Below are 17,383 nucleotides of genomic sequence, written 5' to 3'. Positions count from 1 at the left end.
GCGTCGATCGCGCCGCCCTGGGCCGACGCACCGCCTCCCGCGCGCATCCTGCGGCGATCGTCACCGTCGTCGCCGGGACGACGGCGCTCCACGTCAGCGGCCGCCGCGCGGTGCTGGCTGACGGTTTCATCGAGCGGCGGGAGCCACTCGTCAGTTGCCGCGGTCCGGCCGGCGATCCTGAACGGGGCCGTCCTCCCGGTGCCGCCCGCTGGACAGTGACGAGTAGTAGACCGGGACGGAGGGACGTCGCTGGTATTCGTCCGCCAGGATCGCGACGAGAGGCGCGATGGCGGGCCGCATGACCTCGATGGCCAGGTTCGACAGGCCCTTGATCGGCTGGATGGCGACCTCCCTCCAGCGGCCCCGTTGCCGGGCGACGAGGTGACCGACGATCTCCTTGAACGCCTCGGCGTCATCGCCCTGCCACACGGCGAGTCCGACGCGCATCGCGGCGAAGACCTCGGCGATCTCGCGGGCGTCCGTGAGACCCCGTTCGTAGATGTTGAGGAGCCGCGGGTACTCGATGAACAGCTTCGGGTGCTGCGCCACCACAGGGGCGATGCGCACGGCAGCCTGGGTGCTGTTCATCCAGAGCGCGGTCTGGGCCAGCCTCCGTACGTCCTTGTAGTTGAGCCGACCGGCATGGCGGACCAGGTACTCGATGAAGAGGTTCCCGGTCTCCGGCGAGGCTGCCGAGGCCGCCGCGTCCATGATGGCCTCGTGGTCGCCGGAGCGTTCGTCACGGTGCACCAGGGACGACACGATCTTCATGCACACGTCGCCGGTCTCGTCACCCCAGCGTGCGAGGCGACGCCCGTGCAGGGCCGTGGCGCCGAGCAGGAGCTGCAACTCACGCTCGGTATCTCCGGCAAGTCGCGCCTCGTACGGGTGGATGAGCAACCTGTCCATCGGCGCCCGCCGTTTGAAGATGGCCGGCACCTCGTCAGCGACGGACAGGTCGATGCTGGAGAGCAGCATCGACCACCCGTTGTCGTCGAGTCCGGCGTGCAGAAAGCGCACGGTGGACCGCCACCAGGTCAGCTGGTCGTCCCCCTCGGGCGCGAGTTCGTCGAGCGGGACAGGCCCGTCGCAGAGCTCGGTCAACAGCGTGAGCAGGTTGCCGAGGTACGCGGCGACCCGGCCGAGCAGGAAACGGCTCGACGGGTTGTAGCCCTCGAAGCGACCCACTCCCTCCCGTTCCTGGCTGACCCGGACGAGGGCCTTCAGCTCCGCGACGATCGCCCGCCGTTGAGCCGTCGGCGCGGCCTCGAAGAGTTCCCGCAGGAACGGCATGATGGCGCCGCCGACCGACAGTTGCTGGTGCGACAGCAGCGCGAAGAACTGATCGTCGGTCCACTCCTGGCCCACCGGCAGCCGACGGCGTGCGTCGGCGAGCCCTTTCAGCTGCTCCAGCACGTGATAGGCGATCAGGTATTCGCCGAACGTCGCGTGCAGGAACTCGTAACTGCTACCGGAGACCACACCAGTGACGTCGGCCGCGTGGATGAAGAAGAACCGGGCGATGGTACGGATGGCGGGATCCAGCGGTTGAGCCAGACGCTTCCGGTGGCTCCCCTGCGCCGCGCCCGCACGCAACATCGGAGCCAGATCGCTGTTGAGGTCCTGGCCGGTGACGGATTGCTGGCCGCGATTGAACATCGCGAAGGCCGCGATCGCGAGCTGCCAGAGTTCGTGGTCCGCGCGCGCGGCGATCTCCTCGTCCTCGGAGAGGAGGTCCGTGGCCGTCCCGGGCGTCTTCGCGACCTCGCGCGCGATGTAGCCGTTGAGCAACCACTGATACACCTGGGCCTGCGTGACCTGACCGTCGCCGCCGGTCGGCGGATCCTCCGTGGCGCCGAAGACGGCCAACATGAGGAGCAGGAGCGGCTGGCGCGCGAGCTCGCCCATCGCCCAGACGCTGTCCACCGCGAGCGGCTTCACGGTGCCGTTCGCGATCGGCTCCTGGTTGACCTTGTTCCACATGTCGACCCAGTGATCGACCTGGCTCCGATCGAAGTCTTCGAGCTTGACGACCAGGGAACCCGCCGGAATGTTCGCGATGTCGGCCACGACGGTGCGGGAGGTCACCACCACCGAGACCGGCGAACCGAGCTTGGCCTCCTTCTCCTGGAATTCCCGGACCTCGTGCAGGAATCCCGACTCGGTCGTCCGGGTGGCCTGCATCAGCTCGTCCAGGCCGTCGAGGATCACCACCCTCGTGGCCTCCCGGCTGGCGTCGGACAGGTCCCGCCATCGCACGCCGAGGTGCGTGTCGTCGTCGAGGAAGTCCTGGATCTGTTCGTAGATCTTGGCTGCGGGGTTCCGCACCTGGCGCAACGGCACGCGGACCGTGGCGAAGTGCTCGGGCGGCAGCCGGGCCGCCATGATCTTGGTCAGGAGGGACTTCCCCGCGCCCGGGTGGCCCAGGATGACCAGCGGAAGTTCGGCGCTACGCGCGGAGGTGAAGTACGCGGCCAGGAAGTGGTCCAGGCGGTGCCCGCGCCGCTGCTGCTCCCACCACTCCTCGTCCCAGGCGCGGGAACTGCCGCTCATCACCGCCCACTGGAAGCGTGGGTTGACGTAGCCGGTCTCGGTGTCCGGCATGCTGAGGCCGGACTCCAGGTCGACCTTCGTGACGTGCGCGAGCGGCTCGGACAGGAGCTGACGATTGCGCTGCGCCATGATCGTCCGGCTACGTTCGGTCGGCACGTTCCTCTCCCGCATCCGGGAGAGGCCGGCGAGGAGTTGCTCCATCAGCGAGAGGGAACGTCGCTGGAACTCCTCGGACCGCTGACGAGCCGACTTCCGGGCCGCCGTCGCGTGTTCGAACTGGTCCAGCAGTGCCCACATGCCGAACTCCGGCACCTCGGCCGCCAGCCGCCGGTAGTCGTTCCGGTAGCGGTTGACGGCCCTGCTCACGACGACCGACGCCAGCGTCCTGCCGTCGCCGGAGACCCGGATCTCGGGCTCGATCCGCTGCCAGGCGACAAGCCCTTGGAAGAAGTGCAGGCAGCGCCCCGTCAGGTTCTCGTAGAAGGGAGTCACCGAAGCCGCGAGGTTCTCCTCGAATCCGCAGGCGGCCCACGGCATCGGCACCTGCACGTTCAGCAGGTAGGACACCATGCTCTCGTGGTCGCCGTCGACGCTGCCGGAGACCAGTTGCTGCTTCTCGACGTCGGTCAGGCTGAGCCGCGCGTACTTCTTACCCACCACCTCGCTGAGGGCGGCGAAGAACGCGCCGGTGACCACGGCGGTGTGGGCCGCCGCGATGAGTTCGTGTCGCTCGCGGCCCCTGGCGCCCAGGCACCTGTCGCGTACGCGGTCGACGGCCGAGGTGAGCTGGCTGACCAGTTCGTTCTTCTGGTCGATCCAACCCCACCCGGCCTTGATCGCCGGCACAGCGAAACCGACGGCCCCGCTACCCAGCGCCGCCAGCCCGAGCAGGGTACTCAGCTTGTTGCTCCACTCGGAGTCACGCTGGCCGAGGATCCGACGCGCGGTGTCGAAGGACATTGACGAACTGCTCATCGGAATCCCTTCCGCCGCGTACGCGCCGAGGTCGGTGGCCCCTGCCGGGGGTGAAGCAGAGATCACCGTAATCCGCCTTTTCGTGGCAGAAGCAGGATCGGACAGTCGGCTATCCGCCAGTTCCTCCCGGCCCCACGATGTCCGTCAGGAAGACGCCGGCCGGATCCTGTCCAGGATGTGGGCGGCGTCCTGCCCCAACTCCACGACGATGTCCAACGCCTCCCGCCACACCCCACGCGCGGCTGCCGGATCGCGGTGGCGCGGGCGCGCAGCACCTGACAGTGTCGCCACGCTTGCTGGTGCCGCCTACCGTTCGAGCCAGAGCTCACGGTTGCCGTCCCGGAGGAGCTGCGATATGGCGGGGCCCATTCTGCGGTCGATCGCCCTGTTCGGCTATGGGCTGCTCGTCGGCTTCACCGGACTGGTGTGGGTGGCGAACCTCTTCGGCGTGGCCGACGAACACCACCGCCAGATCGCCAGGAGCCTGTGGAAGAGAGGCTGGTACGCCACCGAGCGGGAGGCGTCGGAGCAGACGAGCGAGGTGGGCCGGTACGTCGCCGGTGTCGGCTTCATGCTTGCCGGCATCGCGCTGGCGGTCGGGGGTGTGATCTACCTTTTCCAGGGGCCATGAGTCGGCCGTGGCGGTGGTGCCGCTGCCGCCTGGTATGGAATGGCGTCGACGCCACGCCCGACGTGCGGCCGACGTCCGTGGCGTCCCGAGGGCAGGCGGTGGTCGGACGGGGCACCGCGTTGCGGGATCTCCGGAGGGCTCCTGATTGGCTGCCTGGTGCCGTCGCTTCTGGTCGTGGCGAGAAGGAAGCCGCTGGTCACACGGGCTACTGGAACCGTAGAACATTTGGTTCTACACTTCTGTCCATGGAGCGCATCGGTGTGCGGGAGCTGAACCAGAACACGAGCCAGGTGTTGGCTCGGGTGAGCGGCGGTGAGACCGTCGAGATCACCGACCGAGGTCGCCCGATCGCGCGACTTGTTCCAGTACGCGACGACAGATCGATGCTGGCCAAGCTGGTAGCTGCGGGGCGCGCCGTCGCCCCCACCGGCGGTGGTCCTGTGCCGCTTCCACCGAAGCTCGGCGACGAGGATGTGGACGTGGCCGCCACCCTTACCGCGCTGCGTGACGAGGAGCGCTGGTGATCTACCTCGACTCCGCCGCCGTCGTCAAACTGGTTCGGCAGGAGGCATGCACCGCTGACCTCGTCTCCTGGCTCAACAACCACGACGACGTGCCGCTGGTTTCCTCTGCCCTCGTCGAGGTGGAAGTGCCCAGAGCACTGCGCCGGTCAGCTCCGCAAGCCTTGATCGGAGTGCCGGCGGCCGTCGGACGGCTCTTCCGACTAGAGATCGACAGCACGATCCGCGCGACCGCAGCCGCGTTCGCCGAGCCGACGCTACGCAGCCTCGACGCCATCCACCTCGCCACCGCCCAGGTACTGACCAACGAGTCCGGAACGACACTCATCGCCTTCGTCACCTACGACCGGCGGCTGCTTGAATCGGCCAAGGCCGCAGGACTACCGGTAGCAAGCCCCGGCCAAAACTGACTCGCCGCTCCCGAGGACGGGCACCGGAAGGCGCATCCGCCGCCCCGAAGCCCGGCCTCCGCCCGCATCTCCGCCAGGTGTCGAGCTGAACGCGACGAACCCGTGCGGCGCTGCGCGGAACTCGCTCACCTGCTGCCAAGAACGTGAGTCGGGCCGGAGCATGGCAGCGAGGCCAGGACATCCGCCGCTACCTGCGCTTCTGCGACCCTGGCCCCTCGTTCAGGGTGGGGCGGGCGGGACTCGAACCCGCGACCGAGGGATTATGAGTTGATCGGCGTAGGGCGCTCCGACCTGCCCGTAGGGCCTCTGACCTCGTAACGCCATGTGCGTTCGGCACGGTCCGTGACGGCGAAACACGCCCCGAACCTTGCCGTCTGTCCCCCGGGGGACGATGATCTGTCCCCGTGGCGAGCATCGAACAGAAGGGCCCCTCCTGGCGGGTGGTGTGGCGGCACGAGGGCCGCAAGCAGTACACCAGCTGGCCGGCGGAGAGCTACGCCCAGGAGGCCAAGGCCATCGTCGAGGGCCACCGAGGGCGCATCACCGCCGAGCGCGTCTACACCGACATGGGCATAGACATGGGGGATACAGATTCCCCCGGCGGAATCACCTTGCGGGAATGGTGCGCAGAATGGCTGCCGTCGAAAACGCGAATCACACCCGGAACGCGTGAACGGTATGAGCAACAACTGCGCGACAGAATACACCCCGCTTTCGGCGACATCCCGCTGACGGAGATCACGCCGGTGATGGTGGGGCGCTGGCTCAACGACCTGCGGGCCGTGATGGGCCCGAAGACGGTCACCCGCTACTACTCGCTGCTGCACACCGCGCTGGGCGCTGCCGTCCGCCACGGGCACATCCCGATCAACCCGTGCCACGGGACGGACTTCGTTCGAGACCAGGTCGCCGACGACGACGAGTCCGGCGGCCACCGCGCCGTCTACCTCACCCCCCGCCAGTTCGAGCTCCTGCGCGCGCAGTTCGCCGACCGCTGGCATCCGCTGCTCGACACCATCGTGGAGACCGGCACCCGCTGGTCGGAGGTGACCGCGCTGGCCGCCCAGCACCTGGTGCCAGCCACCGCCGGCGCCGGGCCACGGATCAGGGTGTGGCGGGCGTGGAAGGAGGCGAACGGAAAGCGGTACCTCGGCACGACGAAGGGCCGGGCCAAGCGGGTCCTGCCGATCGGCGCCGACCTGTTCGCCACGCTCGCCGAGCTGGTCGCCGGTAAGCCGCCGGAGACGTTCATCTTCCGCGACGACGACGGCCGGGCCCTGGAGTACGACCCCTGCTACGACCGGGTCTGGAAGCCGGCTCTGCACCGGGCCCGCCTCTGCCGGCAGCATCCGCCGGCCGGCGAGGGCGAGCACCTCGCGGGAGCCCGGGGCCGATGCCGGGACTACGGCGGCACCACCTGGTCGGGCCAGCCGTGCGGCGCCCGGGTCGCCACCGGCACCAACCGCTGCGCCGCGCACTACGGTCCGCCGCCGGGTGCGGTGTCGGACTGCGACTGCCCCGGGGTGCTGCACGTTGCGCCGTCATGGCACGACCTGCGGCACACGTACGCGGCGTGGCTGTTCTCCGACCCCCGGATGACGCCGCTGGCCATCTCGCGGCTGCTCGGGCACCAGCAGCTCGCCACGACATCGGAGATCTACGGGGACCTGATGCCGCAGGCGATCGACGCGGCGGTGGACGCGGTGGCGGACGCGCGGCGGGCGGGCCGCGAGGGCTAGCCGGCTCGGCGGCCCTCGTTGGCGGCGTTGGCCTGCTCGAAGATGTCGAGCAGTTGGAGCATGGCCTGCCGCTGGTCCTCGGTGTAGATGGGATCGGTCAGGACCGCCTCGCGAACCCTGCTGGCGCGGGCCGGCCGATCCTCCGGGACGAGGCCGGCGAGCTTGTGCGCCTCATCGCGGGGGATGTCGAGGGCGTCGGCGAGGGCGTTGATGGTGGCCGCCTCTACCCGCTTGCGAGTTCCGAGTCCGGCGATCGTGTTCCGGGTGACGCCTGACCGGCGGAAGAGCTCGGAATCCGACCAACCGAGTGATGCCTGTTCAGCCTTCACGCGTACCCAGAAGTCGTACGCGGGACCCCGTTCGGACCGATCAGTCATGTAGCAGGTTGTAGCACGGCGGGCGCTTCCGGACATAGCAGCGTTCAGCAACTTAACGCAACGCACAACTTTGGGCCCTCCTGCTGCTTCGTATTGCTTCGTGTTGCTGCGTCATCTAACGTAGGGATCGCACAACACGCAGCAAGACGAAGCAGCATGGAGGCGTCGCGTGGAAGAGCAGTTCCTGACCGTCGATGAGGTCGCCGAGCGGCTGCGGGTCTCCCGCTGGAGCGTCGGCCGCTACATCACCTCGGGCGCTCTCAAGGCGGTGAAGGCCGCCGGTCGCAACGGCGCTGTGCGGATCCCCCTCGCCAGCTACGTCGCCTTCATCGACGCCCACACCGTCACGGCCACCGCGGAAGAGAGGACGCGATGACCAACACCCTGCCCAACCTCATCCGGCTCAAGGACGTCGCCGACCGGCTGGGGATGCCGCCGCGTCGGCTGCGGGACCGCCGCAGGCAGTTCTCGCACGTTCGGATCGGCAAGGAGCTGTACCTCACCGACGACCAGCTCGCGGCCCTGATCGAGACGTTCACGGTCCCGAGCGACAGCACCAGCCAGCGGGCCGCCGACCTGGCGAAGACCCAGGAGCGAGTCACCCGCCGAGCCCCGCGCCAGCGGCGCGCGGCCTGACCGTCCGTCCGGGCCGTCTGGCCCGAGACGAAGACAGCGCCCCGCATCCCGGCAAGGACATCGCGGAGCGCCGACCAACAGGGAGTATTCCATGCACGACACGGTCACCCCCACCGCCGCCCAGCAGGGCCAGCTCATGGTCCTCAACTTCGGCAGCTTCAACCTCCCCGACGCGACCCTGCCCGCAGGGGCCATCGGTGACCAGATCCAGGAGCGGATCAGCGACGAGCTGGCCTCGGCCGGCTACGACCTGGACGTCCTCACGCTGCGGTTCACCTCCGGCGGCCAGGCCGTAGAGGTCCTCGACAGCGACGAGTTTCCGCTCGGCACGGTCACGATCAGCCAGCCGGAGCCGGACTACTGGCTGACCCTCGCCGAGGACCTGCACCGGGCCGCCGTCCGGGTCGCCGGTCTCGCCGGCACCCAGCCGACCCCGTCCCGGGTCGACCTGACCTTCCTCGTCAGCGTGTCCGGGAGGGCCGCCGACCGGACGGTGCCGGTGGTCGACGCGATCGCCGCCGCGTTCGGCGGCACCGCTGGCCCCGACGAGCGGAACACGTTCCAGTACTCGGCCCGGCTCCAGCTCGGCGCCGTGCACGTGCACCCCTACACCTTCGTCCCGGACCGGGCGGAGTCGGAGCTGGAGCGGCTGCGCGCCGAGGTCGCCGAGCTGCGTGCCGCGCAGGGCGGCGCCAAGCCCGAGCCGAGCAAGTCGTCCGCCGAGCAGCTCGCCCGACTGGTGCCCCAGCCCGTCCAGGGTCCGTGGAAGTGCCCCGGGTGCTGGCACGAGGCCGAGCACCTGCTCGACGGGGGTTGCATTGCACAGCTCAACTCGGTGCGCCGCACCGGGCGCTGCGGCTGCAAGCACTTCGCTGGCGGTGCGCGATGAGCCAGCCGGACCCCACACCGCAGCCGCAGCCCACCACCCCGTGGGGCAACCCGCCGCAGCTTCCGGCCCCGGGCCTACCGGGCGGCCCGCAGGTCGCCGACCCGAGCGGCCTGCGCTACGACCGCGGCGACCTCGACGAGACCGTGCCCGTGCCGGCCGGCGTGGAAGTCATCGCCGTCGGCACCCGCCACCCCGGCCTCATCGCGGTGCCGGTGAAGGACTGCTGCCCGGACCTGTTCGTCGGCGAGTACTGCGACTGCGCGGAGTTCGCCGCCGGCCTGTCGTACGCGCCGGTGGTGCGGCCCGCCTTCAACTTGCGGGCGCTGAGGGAGGCCGGCGTCACGGCCGTCGACCTGGACCGGGGTGCCGCCTGATGGCCGCCCTGCCCGTGGCCCAGGCCGTCGTCATCCTCGTGCTGCTGATCGCCCTGGCCACCGCATCGCTGCTCGCCCTGGCCTACGCCGACGCCCTCGCGGACACCACCGCCGAGAGGGACAAGGCCCGCGACGACCTCCGCGCGGCCCACCGGGTGGAGCGGGACCTGCGGGCGGAGGTGGCCCGGCTCGGCGAGCAGCGGGCGGTCGCCACGGCCGTCCTCGCCCCCGACGCGGAGAAGCCGTGGCCCCGCTGGGGTCACCGCACCCTCCGCGACATCCACCTGGCCGCCACGCCGGCCGACTTCGACACCCCGGGAGATGCCCGATGAGCACCGAACCCGCCGTCACCATCACCACCGGCCGCCTCGCCCAGGCTCTCGGGTCCGTGGTCCCGTTCGCCAGCCGCGACGTCACCCTGCCGTCCGTCTGCGCCGTCCAACTCCACTGCGCCGTGGGCGTCCTCACCGCCAGCGCCACCGACCGGTACGTCATCGGCCACGCCCGCCAGGCCGCCACCGGCGCGTTCACTCGCCCGCGCCTCCTGCACTGGCGTGACGCCCGAGCCCTCCGCAAGGCCCTCAGTCGCTTCATACGGGACCAGGGCAGCAGCGCTGACCTCGTCGCTATCACCGAAGGCGACGCCAGCCTGACCCTCAAGTTCGGCTACGTCACGTTGCACATGGACGAGCCGGAGGGTGCCAAGAACGCCCCCAACCTGGAGCCGATCCTCGCCAAGCTGCCCACCAACGACACGGCCGGCATCCAGACGCCGATCGGTCTGAGCCGGCGTGTCGTCAAGCCGCTCCTCAAGGCCGCCCGCTGGGCTCCGTGCGACCCGATGCGGTGGCTCCTGGCCGAGCCGGGCAAGCCGTTCCGCGTCGAGATCGGCGACTGGTTCGTGGCCGCCGTCATGCCGGTCGCTCTGCGCGGCGACGAGAAGAACGTCTCCGTCGAGATGCCTCAGCCGAAGGCCGAGGTGGCCCGGTGACCGCCATCGACGCCCCCACCGCACAGCAGCCGCCCGTCGCCGCGCCGGCCCCCACCGTGGGGCCGGCCCCGGCCGGGCCGTACATCGGCCGCCACCGCGCCGACAAGCACGAGCAGCGCGGCGCACGCCACCAGGTCGCCGAGCCGGTGCCCGGCGACTGGTCGCCCCTGCACCCCGCCGACCGGCAGGCCCTCGCCCCGCACCACTGGGCCGACCGGCACCTGCCCGCAGGCGTCGACGAGCGCACCGGCCGCATCGACACCGCCGCCGTCCTCGCCGAACTGCGCGACGACCTCACCCGCACCGACGACACCCAGGGAGCCAAGCAGTGACCGCCCTGCGCACCCGCCCCCCGACCGGCCGCGTCCCCTGGCCGCTCATCCTCATCGAGGGCGGCGAGAAGTCCGGCAAGTCCTGGGCCTGCGCCCAGTTCTCCACCAGCCCCCGCATCGGCCAGATGTACTGGATCGACCTCGGCGAGGGCGCCGCCGACGAGTACGGCGCCATCCCCGGCGCCAACTACCTCGTCGTCGAGCACGACGGCACCTGGGCGCAGATCCAGGCCGCCGTCGACGCCGTGAAGACCGAGGCCGCCCGCGCCGCCGCCGCCGGTGAGCCGCCCGTCGTGCTGGTCATCGACTCGATGACCGCCGAGTGGGACCTGCTGAAGGACTGGGCGTCCGACAAGGCCCGCCGCCGCCACGAGTACAAGGTCCGCAAGTACAACGCGAAGCCCCTCGGCCCGGACGACGAGCCGAAGATCAGCATGGACCTGTGGAACGAGGCCGGCGCCCGCCACCGCAAGTTGATGACCACGCTGATGACCTTCCCGGGCATCGTCCTGCTGACCGCCCGGGGCAAGGAAGTCGCCGCCCTGGACGACGCCGGGAAGCCGATCGAGCGGCAGCGCGAGTACAAGGTCGAGGGCCACAAGACGCTCGGCTTCGACGTGTCCTGCTGGATCCGTCTCGACCGGTCGAAGCCGGGCACGGTGATCGGCGTCCGGTCGGTGCACGTCGGGATTCGGCCCGGCTACGACGACCCGATCGAGCTGGCCCGGGACTGGACGGTCGAGAACATCGTCTTCGAGACGTTGCGCTGCGCGCCGGCTGAGGCGCACACCCGGGACCTGGTCGCGTTGCAGCCGTTTGAGCCGGACGACGAGCGGCCCGTCTCGGCGCCGCCGGCCGCCCGGCCTGTCTCCGGCCCGCCCGCGGCGCTCTCCGCCGCCGCGACCGGGCTGCTCGACGACCTCCGGCAGGCCACCGACGAGACCGGCCTCCGCCGCGTCTGGCGGGCCGCCGTCGAGGCCGACAACGAGGGGCGCGTCAGCAAGGACGAGGCCAGCCGCTTCCAGGCCGCGTGGAAGGCACGCAAGGCCGAGCTGTTCCCGCCCCAGCCGAAGAACCCGGGCAACGACCCGGCCCGCCGCAAGATGTTCGCCCTCCTCGGCCAGGCCGAGATCACCGACCGGGACGACCGGCTCGCGTGGTGCAGCGAGGTCGCCGGGCGGACGGTTCCCAGCACCAACGCCCTGACCGACGACGAGGTGGCCCGGGTGATCGAGCGCACGGAGGCCTTCATCGCGCAGAGCACGCCGCCCGCCCAGACCGAGATGGAGATGGCCGGATGAGCGGGATCCTGCCCGACTGCACCCGCTGCGGCGGCCACGTCCGCCTCGACCTCGACCCTGACGGCCCGGTGGAGGTGTGCCAGGGCTGCGGCCTCACCGCCCGCCCCATCCCGGCCCGCCTCACCCGGGCCGCCCGGAGCGAGATCCGCGCCCAGGTCGCCCAGGTGCGGCGAACCCGGCCGCTGCTGTGCCCGTCATGCCTCGACCGCCGCTGCCGCTCCTGCCACGTCGTGAGGTGCGAGTGCCCCGGTAACCACCCCCGCCGTCCGGCCGGCGACCTGACCCCGGAGGGGTCGGCGCTGCTGGCCGGGGAGCGGTCCGGCCACCTGGAGCCCGCCGAGCTGACCGCGAGCACCCGGTGAGCCGCCGGGACCCGGGTGCCGCCGCCGGCGGTGTCGCCTGCGAGCCGCGCCGGTGCACGTGCGGGGCCCTGGAGCCGCTGCACACCATCGTGCGGCCCGGACAGCGCGGCGGGTGCCCGGCGACCGGCTGCACGCGGTTCGAGGCGACCAACGTGGTTGCCCTGTTCGGGGCCGGCGTGACGCCGGCCCCGGCCGGGCCCCGCCCGGCGCCCGCCGACCTCGACGCCATGGGCGAGCGGTACGTCGCGTACGCCGAGGCCCGTGACAGCGGCTCGACCACGGTGGCGGACCTGCTCGCCCGGGCGGTCGCCGACGACGTGCCGGCCTGGCGCGACGAGGTCCACCGCCTGGAGCTGCTGCGCCGGGAGCTGGCCGCCGAGCTGGACCGGCTGCGGGGCGGTGCGTGATGGCCGACCAGCGTCCCGGCTACATCGGCTACTGCGACCAGCACGGCAAGCGGCTCTACCCGAGCCGCAAGCAGGCCAAGCAGATGCTCCGCAAGCACCGCAACCGGCAGGGCATGCGCGAGTACCCCTGCGACCTGGTTGCCGGCCACTTCCACATCGGGCACCTGCCGCAGGTCGTGCGGGAGGGTCGCGTCACGGCTCCGGAGATCTACGGGGGCCAGCGGTGAGCCGCGGCCGGCGCCGGTCGGGCCGCCCGCACCCGTACACGCCCTCGGCGGTCGTCCCGGCCGACCACAACGGCCACCGACCGTGCGTGTGCGGCCGGGCCCGGGCGAACGGCCTGCACACCCAGGCCACCCCGACGCCCGAGGTGGACGCCGCCCAGGCCGAGCACCTCCGCCGCATCGGAGACGAGCTGTGACCCGCGAGGAGTACGCCGACCACCTCGCCGCAGTCGCCGCCGAGCTGGCCGTCCGAGTCCGCGACGACGACCCCGAGGCCAACTCCCGCTGGCTCGCCGCCGTACTGCCCACCTATCAGGAGCGCTTCGACCTGCTCTTCGTGCTCGCCGCCGCCGTACCCGACGACCGGTCCTGGACCGCCCTGACCGCCTGGACGGTGCAGGCCCGGGTCGAGGAGCAGGGGTTGCAGCCGCACGGCACGCACGCCGCCGCGCAGCGGCACCGCTACCACGGGGAGCCGCTGTGCGACCCGTGCCGGGACGCCGAGCGTGCCCGGGACCGCGAACGCAAGAGGACCGCCTACCGGGCCGCCAAGGGGCAGCCCGCCACCACGACCGAGGAGATCAGAGCCGCATGAACGCCACGACCCTGCCCCGCCTGCCCAAGCCGCTTACCGTCGGCGGTGCCCAGGTCGCCCTCCGTCTCCCTCTGGAGGACGGCGCGGTCGCTCACAAGCCGCTGAGCCGCCGCATCGACCCGGAGAGCAAGACCGACTTCCGGTTCGAGACGTTCGCCGCCTGCGCCCCGGACGACGACCCGTGCGCGGAGCTGAGCGCCGCGTGGGCCGACTGGAAGGGCGCGCAGGCGTGCACCGAGCCGGCCTGCTTCCCCGACGCCGAACCTCGCTGACCGGGCTGGCCGGGCCCCACCACGCGGGCCCGGCCAGCCAACCCGAACAGACCGCACCACCGCATAGATCAGGAAGGCACGACGTGGCCCGGATCCGCTCCATCAAGCCCGAGTTCTGGAAGAGCGAAGCCATCGCGATGCACACCTTCCGGGCCCGGCTCACCTTCATCGGGCTGTGGACCTACGTCGACGACAACGGCGTCGGCATCGACAACCCGAAGCTCGTCGCGGCTGAGCTCTTCGCGCTGGAGGACGACCCTCGCGAGGCCCTCGCGAACGTTCGCGAGGATCTCGCGAGGCTTCACGAGGCCGGTCGAATCCGTCGCTACACCGTCGACAGCAAGGCGTACCTCGCCATCGTCAACTGGCGAGAGCACCAGAAGATCGACAAGCCGGGGAAACCACGCTACCCCGAGCCTGACGACCCCCGCGCCGTACACGTCAAGCCCGAAACCAGGGAAAACGCCCCGCCTCCCGAGCCCGTCGCGGAACCCTCGCGAGACTCTCGCGAACCCGTCGCGGAATCCCCGTGCCTGGAGCAGGGAGCAGGGATCAGGGAGCAGGGGATCAGGGAGCAGGGAATCCCGCCTTCGGCGGAGCGCGTGAACGCGCTCGCGATCGCCGCCTCTCCCACCACCACCGACGCCCTCATCGGCGACTGGATCGACCACTGCAACCGACGCCCCCCGGGCGCCGTCATCGGCCAGGTCGGCAAGCAGGTCAAGACGATGCTCGCCGAGGGCGTCGCCGCCGCCGACATCCGCAAGGGCCTCGTCGCCTGGCACTCCAAGGGCCTGCACCCCTCCGTCCTGCCGTCGGTGGTCAACGAGGTGATGAACGCCCCCGCCGCCGGAACTCGGCAGGCCGGCGCCGCCCGCCGCCCCTCCACCACCGACCAGCGCGTCACCGACGCTCTCGCCCTCGCCGCCCAGTACGACGCCCAGGAGGTGGCGTAGCCATGACCCCCGGAGACACCGCCCGCGTCCTCGCCAAGGCCGCCGCGTTCGACCAGCGCACCGTCGGCCAGGCCGACGTCGCCGCCTGGCACGAAGCCCTCGCCGACCTCGACGCCGCCGACGCCCTCGCCGCCGTCACCCGCCACTACGCCGCCAGCGAGCAGCGCATCATGCCCGTGCACGTGCGGCGGCTCGCCACCGACCTACGCCGCCAGCGTCGCGAGCTGGAGCGCGAGCAGGAGAAGCAGGCGGCCATCGCCGCGTACGCCGAGCAAGCCGGCCCCCTGCGCGACCGGTCCGCCGACATCCGCGCCCTCGTGGGCCAGGTCCGCGACGTCATCCCCGAGGGCGACCGCGAAGCCCTGCGGCCCCGCACCGTCGCATGGGAACGGGAGCACCGCGCCCACCAGCGCGCCGCCGAGGCCGTCCCCAACCCGGCGTACGACCCGAACATGCAGCCGGTCCGCGAGTGGAACGCCAGCCCCGGCAAGGCGCCCGACGGGGCGTGGTGGGAAGACACCGCCGCCCGGGAGCGCCACGCCAAGACCCTGCTCGCCGAAGCCGGCCGGCTCCGCCCCACCACCGACCCCGCCGCCTGATCCGCCACGAGATCGAGGACACCCGCCATGGCTGAGATCCGCACCGTCCGCACCGCCCGCAAGACCCACCACTGCGAGAGCGACACCGGCACCCGCTGCCGCACCACCATCCAGCCCGGCGACCGCTACCTCCTCGCCGCCCTGCCGCCCAACGGCGAGATGGGCAACACCACCTGGTGGCGGATGAAGGTCTGCCGCGGCTGCGCCGAGCAGTACGGCCAGACCCTCGACGAGCAGGTCACCCCGCGCCGCTCCACCCGCCGCCGGCGCCCGCGCACCCAGCCCGCCCAGCACCGCCGCCACGTCGACGAGCCCCACCTCGACCGGCCCGTCGTCGACGTCCACCTGCCCGCCCACGACATCCCCGCCTGACCCGGAGGACCACCATGACCACCGAGCCCTACGCCGCCAGCGACGCCCCCACCAACCGCAGCTTCGCCACCTACCTCCACGCCAGCGACCGCGTCCGCCTCGACACCGAAGCCGCCACCGCCCGCCAGGAGCGCGACGACGCCCTCGACAACCTCCAGGAGCTGCGCACCAAGCTCGACCGTGCCCGCCGCCAACGCGACGACCTCCACCAGGAGCTGGCCCAGACCCGGGACGCCCTGGGTCGCGCCGGCATCCAATCCGCCACCGCCAGCACGCCCGAACTCGTCGACCTGCTCGCCACCGAACGCGAGCAGCTCCGCGCCGAATCCAACCGCGCCCACGGCCTCGTCATCACCGCCGAACGCGAGACGCAGGAAATCGCCACCGAACTCGCCCAGGAACGCACCGACCACCAGGTTGCCCTGCGCAAGCTGGACAGCCTCCGCCGTCAGCTCGACGACATGACCGCCACCGCAGCCGGATTCGCCGACGAACGCGACCAGGCCCGACGCGAGCGCGACGAAGCCCTCAGCCGCCTCGACCTCGACGCCTGGAACAGCCTCACCACCGAACGCGACCAGTGGAAGCGCACAGCCCACCACCTCATCGCCGCCGCGCCCGCCGCCGACCACGCCCACCGGCAGCTCCGCGCCATCCGCGAAGCCCGCACCCACCGCTGCGGCACCGACTGCACCGAAGGCGGCTGCGACTTCGACCTCGCCGCCTTCATCGACCGCATCGACGAGATCCTCAACGAGCCCGCCACGCCGGGCCTCGGTTCCCCGTGCCGCGCGCAGGAGCAGCGGGCCGACGGGGGCGCGCTGGACGCCGACGCTCTCGCCGACGCCATGGAGCGCGCCGAGAGCGTCCGCATCGACAGCCGCGACGTCGTCTGGCGACCCCTCGACGACGGATGGCACCACCCGATCTACGGCACCCTCATCGCCGCCGCCCTGGAGGAGGAGTACGGCCCCACCCGGGCCGTCCTGTTCATCGACCAGGACGAGACCGCGCCGGCCGCCGACGTCGACCAGGCCGCGATCGACGGCCTCCTCCACAACGTCCGCCGCAGCCTCAACACCGCCACCAACGACGACGAGCGGGCCGAGGCCATCGGGATGCTGCTCGACGGGTGGTACGCGGCGTGGCCGGACAGTGCGTTGACGGATCCGCACGCGCCGCTGGCGGGCGAGCTGGTGCGGGTGCTCGGCGCGCAGGAGCCGCCCGTTGACGCCCGCCGCCGTCACGCCCTGGCCTTCAACGCCATCACCCGCACGCTCGCGGACTGGGGGCCGTTCGTGGCGCTGTCGGTGCGGGAGCAGTGCGCTGAGGCCGTCCTGGCCGCCCTGGACAGCGACGACCAGACCGGCCTCGGCGACCCGCCGCCCGCCGTCGTCTCCAGCGTCATCGCCGTCCCCAGCCGGTACGCCCGCGCCGCCGGCGCCCCTCACGCCCAGAACGAGGTCCGCGACTGGGTCCGCCTCCGCACCGGCTCCGGCCGCGAGTACCAGGGCCACCGCGCCGCGGCGTGCCCCGGCGATGGGGTCGTGGGCCACCAGCACGACGTGCGCTGCGTCGAGCAGGAGGGCTGAGCGGTGCAGGGACAGATGGAGCTCTTCGCCACCGACCTCCCGGCCGCTCCGGAACCACGCCGCACCTGGGCCGACGTACGCCGAGGCGAAAAGGTCACCTACAACGTGCCCGGATCGCCCTGGCGCGGCACCTGGACCGCCCGCCGCATCGAGCGCCACCCCCACGCCCCGTACGCCCTCATCGTCGACCTGGTCGACGCCGACGGCCACGTCTGGGTGTCGACTCCGCACCGCGACGCACCAGCCGACGTGGACGTCACGAGGGAGGGCTGAGC

Annotated in this window: 25 protein-coding genes; 23 read left to right on the top strand and 2 right to left on the bottom strand. The window is 71.7% G+C overall.

Features of this window, described 5'->3' with window-relative positions; translation table 11 throughout:
• Positions 1 to 150: 150 nt before the first annotated feature.
• The gene (locus EV374_RS18745) at positions 151 to 3,528 is read right to left on the bottom strand and encodes an NACHT N-terminal helical domain 7-containing protein (protein ID WP_132237114.1); all 3,378 of its coding nucleotides are present in this window, start codon (positions 3,526 to 3,528) and stop codon (positions 151 to 153) included.
• Positions 3,529 to 3,883: 355 nt separating this feature from the next.
• On the opposite strand from EV374_RS18745, the gene EV374_RS18740 reads away from it, so the two are divergent.
• The 4 genes from EV374_RS18740 (at position 3,884) to EV374_RS18725 (ending at position 6,829) form a co-directional block, all read left to right on the top strand.
• Complete coding sequence (locus EV374_RS18740; RefSeq protein WP_132237112.1) at positions 3,884 to 4,159, top strand: hypothetical protein; 276 nt, start codon at positions 3,884 to 3,886, stop codon at positions 4,157 to 4,159.
• A gap of 245 nt (positions 4,160 to 4,404) precedes the next feature.
• Positions 4,405 to 4,683 (top strand): type II toxin-antitoxin system prevent-host-death family antitoxin, encoded by a 279-nt coding sequence (locus EV374_RS18735; protein WP_132237110.1) that lies wholly within the window; start codon positions 4,405 to 4,407, stop codon positions 4,681 to 4,683.
• A complete protein-coding gene (locus tag EV374_RS18730; RefSeq protein ID WP_132237108.1) occupies positions 4,680 to 5,090 on the top strand; it encodes a type II toxin-antitoxin system VapC family toxin in 411 nt (136 codons plus the stop codon). The genes EV374_RS18735 and EV374_RS18730 overlap by 4 nt, the downstream gene beginning before the upstream one ends.
• A 404-nt stretch (positions 5,091 to 5,494) precedes the next feature.
• Complete coding sequence (locus EV374_RS18725; protein ID WP_132237106.1) at positions 5,495 to 6,829, top strand: site-specific integrase; 1,335 nt, start codon at positions 5,495 to 5,497, stop codon at positions 6,827 to 6,829.
• On the opposite strand, the gene EV374_RS18720 is transcribed toward EV374_RS18725, so the two are convergent.
• Positions 6,826 to 7,206 carry a helix-turn-helix domain-containing protein gene (locus tag EV374_RS18720; RefSeq protein WP_165947837.1) on the bottom strand — a complete coding sequence of 127 codons (381 nt, stop codon included), beginning with the start codon at positions 7,204 to 7,206 and terminating at the stop codon, positions 6,826 to 6,828. The two genes, EV374_RS18725 and EV374_RS18720, sit on opposite strands and share 4 nt — an antisense overlap.
• Before the next feature lie 169 nt (positions 7,207 to 7,375).
• On the opposite strand from EV374_RS18720, the gene EV374_RS18715 reads away from it, so the two are divergent.
• The 19 genes from EV374_RS18715 (at position 7,376) to EV374_RS18625 (ending at position 17,381) form a co-directional block, all read left to right on the top strand.
• On the top strand, positions 7,376 to 7,582 hold the full coding sequence (locus tag EV374_RS18715; protein ID WP_132237102.1) for a helix-turn-helix domain-containing protein: 207 nt from the start codon (positions 7,376 to 7,378) through the stop codon (positions 7,580 to 7,582).
• Positions 7,579 to 7,842 carry a hypothetical protein gene (locus EV374_RS18710; RefSeq protein ID WP_132237100.1) on the top strand — a complete coding sequence of 88 codons (264 nt, stop codon included), beginning with the start codon at positions 7,579 to 7,581 and terminating at the stop codon, positions 7,840 to 7,842. Before EV374_RS18715 ends, EV374_RS18710 begins: the two co-directional genes overlap by 4 nt.
• 91 nt (positions 7,843 to 7,933) lie before the next feature.
• Positions 7,934 to 8,731, top strand: a complete 798-nt coding sequence (locus EV374_RS18705; protein ID WP_132237098.1) for a hypothetical protein — start codon at positions 7,934 to 7,936, stop codon at positions 8,729 to 8,731.
• Complete coding sequence (locus EV374_RS18700; protein ID WP_132237096.1) at positions 8,728 to 9,105, top strand: hypothetical protein; 378 nt, start codon at positions 8,728 to 8,730, stop codon at positions 9,103 to 9,105. The genes EV374_RS18705 and EV374_RS18700 overlap by 4 nt, the downstream gene beginning before the upstream one ends.
• Positions 9,105 to 9,437, top strand: coding sequence for a hypothetical protein (locus EV374_RS18695; RefSeq protein ID WP_132237094.1), 333 nt, complete (start codon positions 9,105 to 9,107; stop codon positions 9,435 to 9,437). The genes EV374_RS18700 and EV374_RS18695 overlap by 1 nt, the downstream gene beginning before the upstream one ends.
• Positions 9,434 to 10,096, top strand: a complete 663-nt coding sequence (locus tag EV374_RS18690) for a hypothetical protein (protein ID WP_132237092.1) — start codon at positions 9,434 to 9,436, stop codon at positions 10,094 to 10,096. The genes EV374_RS18695 and EV374_RS18690 overlap by 4 nt, the downstream gene beginning before the upstream one ends.
• Positions 10,093 to 10,428, top strand: a complete 336-nt coding sequence (locus EV374_RS18685) for a hypothetical protein (RefSeq protein ID WP_132237090.1) — start codon at positions 10,093 to 10,095, stop codon at positions 10,426 to 10,428. Before EV374_RS18690 ends, EV374_RS18685 begins: the two co-directional genes overlap by 4 nt.
• On the top strand, positions 10,425 to 11,729 hold the full coding sequence (locus tag EV374_RS18680; RefSeq protein WP_132237088.1) for an AAA family ATPase: 1,305 nt from the start codon (positions 10,425 to 10,427) through the stop codon (positions 11,727 to 11,729). The genes EV374_RS18685 and EV374_RS18680 overlap by 4 nt, the downstream gene beginning before the upstream one ends.
• Positions 11,726 to 12,091, top strand: coding sequence for a hypothetical protein (locus tag EV374_RS18675; RefSeq protein ID WP_132237086.1), 366 nt, complete (start codon positions 11,726 to 11,728; stop codon positions 12,089 to 12,091). The genes EV374_RS18680 and EV374_RS18675 overlap by 4 nt, the downstream gene beginning before the upstream one ends.
• Positions 12,088 to 12,498 carry a hypothetical protein gene (locus EV374_RS33515; protein ID WP_486485834.1) on the top strand — a complete coding sequence of 137 codons (411 nt, stop codon included), beginning with the start codon at positions 12,088 to 12,090 and terminating at the stop codon, positions 12,496 to 12,498. Before EV374_RS18675 ends, EV374_RS33515 begins: the two co-directional genes overlap by 4 nt.
• Positions 12,498 to 12,725 (top strand): hypothetical protein, encoded by a 228-nt coding sequence (locus tag EV374_RS18665; protein ID WP_132237083.1) that lies wholly within the window; start codon positions 12,498 to 12,500, stop codon positions 12,723 to 12,725. The genes EV374_RS33515 and EV374_RS18665 overlap by 1 nt, the downstream gene beginning before the upstream one ends.
• Positions 12,722 to 12,919 (top strand): hypothetical protein, encoded by a 198-nt coding sequence (locus EV374_RS18660; RefSeq protein WP_132237081.1) that lies wholly within the window; start codon positions 12,722 to 12,724, stop codon positions 12,917 to 12,919. The genes EV374_RS18665 and EV374_RS18660 overlap by 4 nt, the downstream gene beginning before the upstream one ends.
• The gene (locus EV374_RS18655; RefSeq protein WP_132237079.1) at positions 12,916 to 13,317 is read left to right on the top strand and encodes a hypothetical protein; all 402 of its coding nucleotides are present in this window, start codon (positions 12,916 to 12,918) and stop codon (positions 13,315 to 13,317) included. The genes EV374_RS18660 and EV374_RS18655 overlap by 4 nt, the downstream gene beginning before the upstream one ends.
• Positions 13,314 to 13,589: a hypothetical protein gene (locus tag EV374_RS18650; RefSeq protein ID WP_132237077.1), complete on the top strand. Its 276-nt coding sequence runs from the start codon at positions 13,314 to 13,316 to the stop codon at positions 13,587 to 13,589. Before EV374_RS18655 ends, EV374_RS18650 begins: the two co-directional genes overlap by 4 nt.
• An 83-nt stretch (positions 13,590 to 13,672) precedes the next feature.
• A complete protein-coding gene (locus EV374_RS18645; RefSeq protein ID WP_132237075.1) occupies positions 13,673 to 14,545 on the top strand; it encodes a hypothetical protein in 873 nt (290 codons plus the stop codon).
• 2 nt (positions 14,546 to 14,547) lie between these two features.
• Complete coding sequence (locus EV374_RS18640) at positions 14,548 to 15,144, top strand: hypothetical protein (protein WP_132237073.1); 597 nt, start codon at positions 14,548 to 14,550, stop codon at positions 15,142 to 15,144.
• Between the two features lie 27 nt (positions 15,145 to 15,171).
• The gene (locus EV374_RS18635; protein ID WP_486485833.1) at positions 15,172 to 15,516 is read left to right on the top strand and encodes a hypothetical protein; all 345 of its coding nucleotides are present in this window, start codon (positions 15,172 to 15,174) and stop codon (positions 15,514 to 15,516) included.
• Positions 15,517 to 15,530: 14 nt separating this feature from the next.
• Complete coding sequence (locus tag EV374_RS18630; protein WP_132237071.1) at positions 15,531 to 17,108, top strand: coiled-coil domain-containing protein; 1,578 nt, start codon at positions 15,531 to 15,533, stop codon at positions 17,106 to 17,108.
• Between the two features lie 3 nt (positions 17,109 to 17,111).
• Positions 17,112 to 17,381 (top strand): hypothetical protein, encoded by a 270-nt coding sequence (locus tag EV374_RS18625; RefSeq protein WP_132237069.1) that lies wholly within the window; start codon positions 17,112 to 17,114, stop codon positions 17,379 to 17,381.
• The last annotated feature ends 2 nt before the right edge of the window (positions 17,382 to 17,383 follow it).

This window comes from Micromonospora sp. CNZ303 (assembly GCF_004345505.1).
This window is presented reverse-complemented; position numbering and strand designations above follow the sequence as displayed.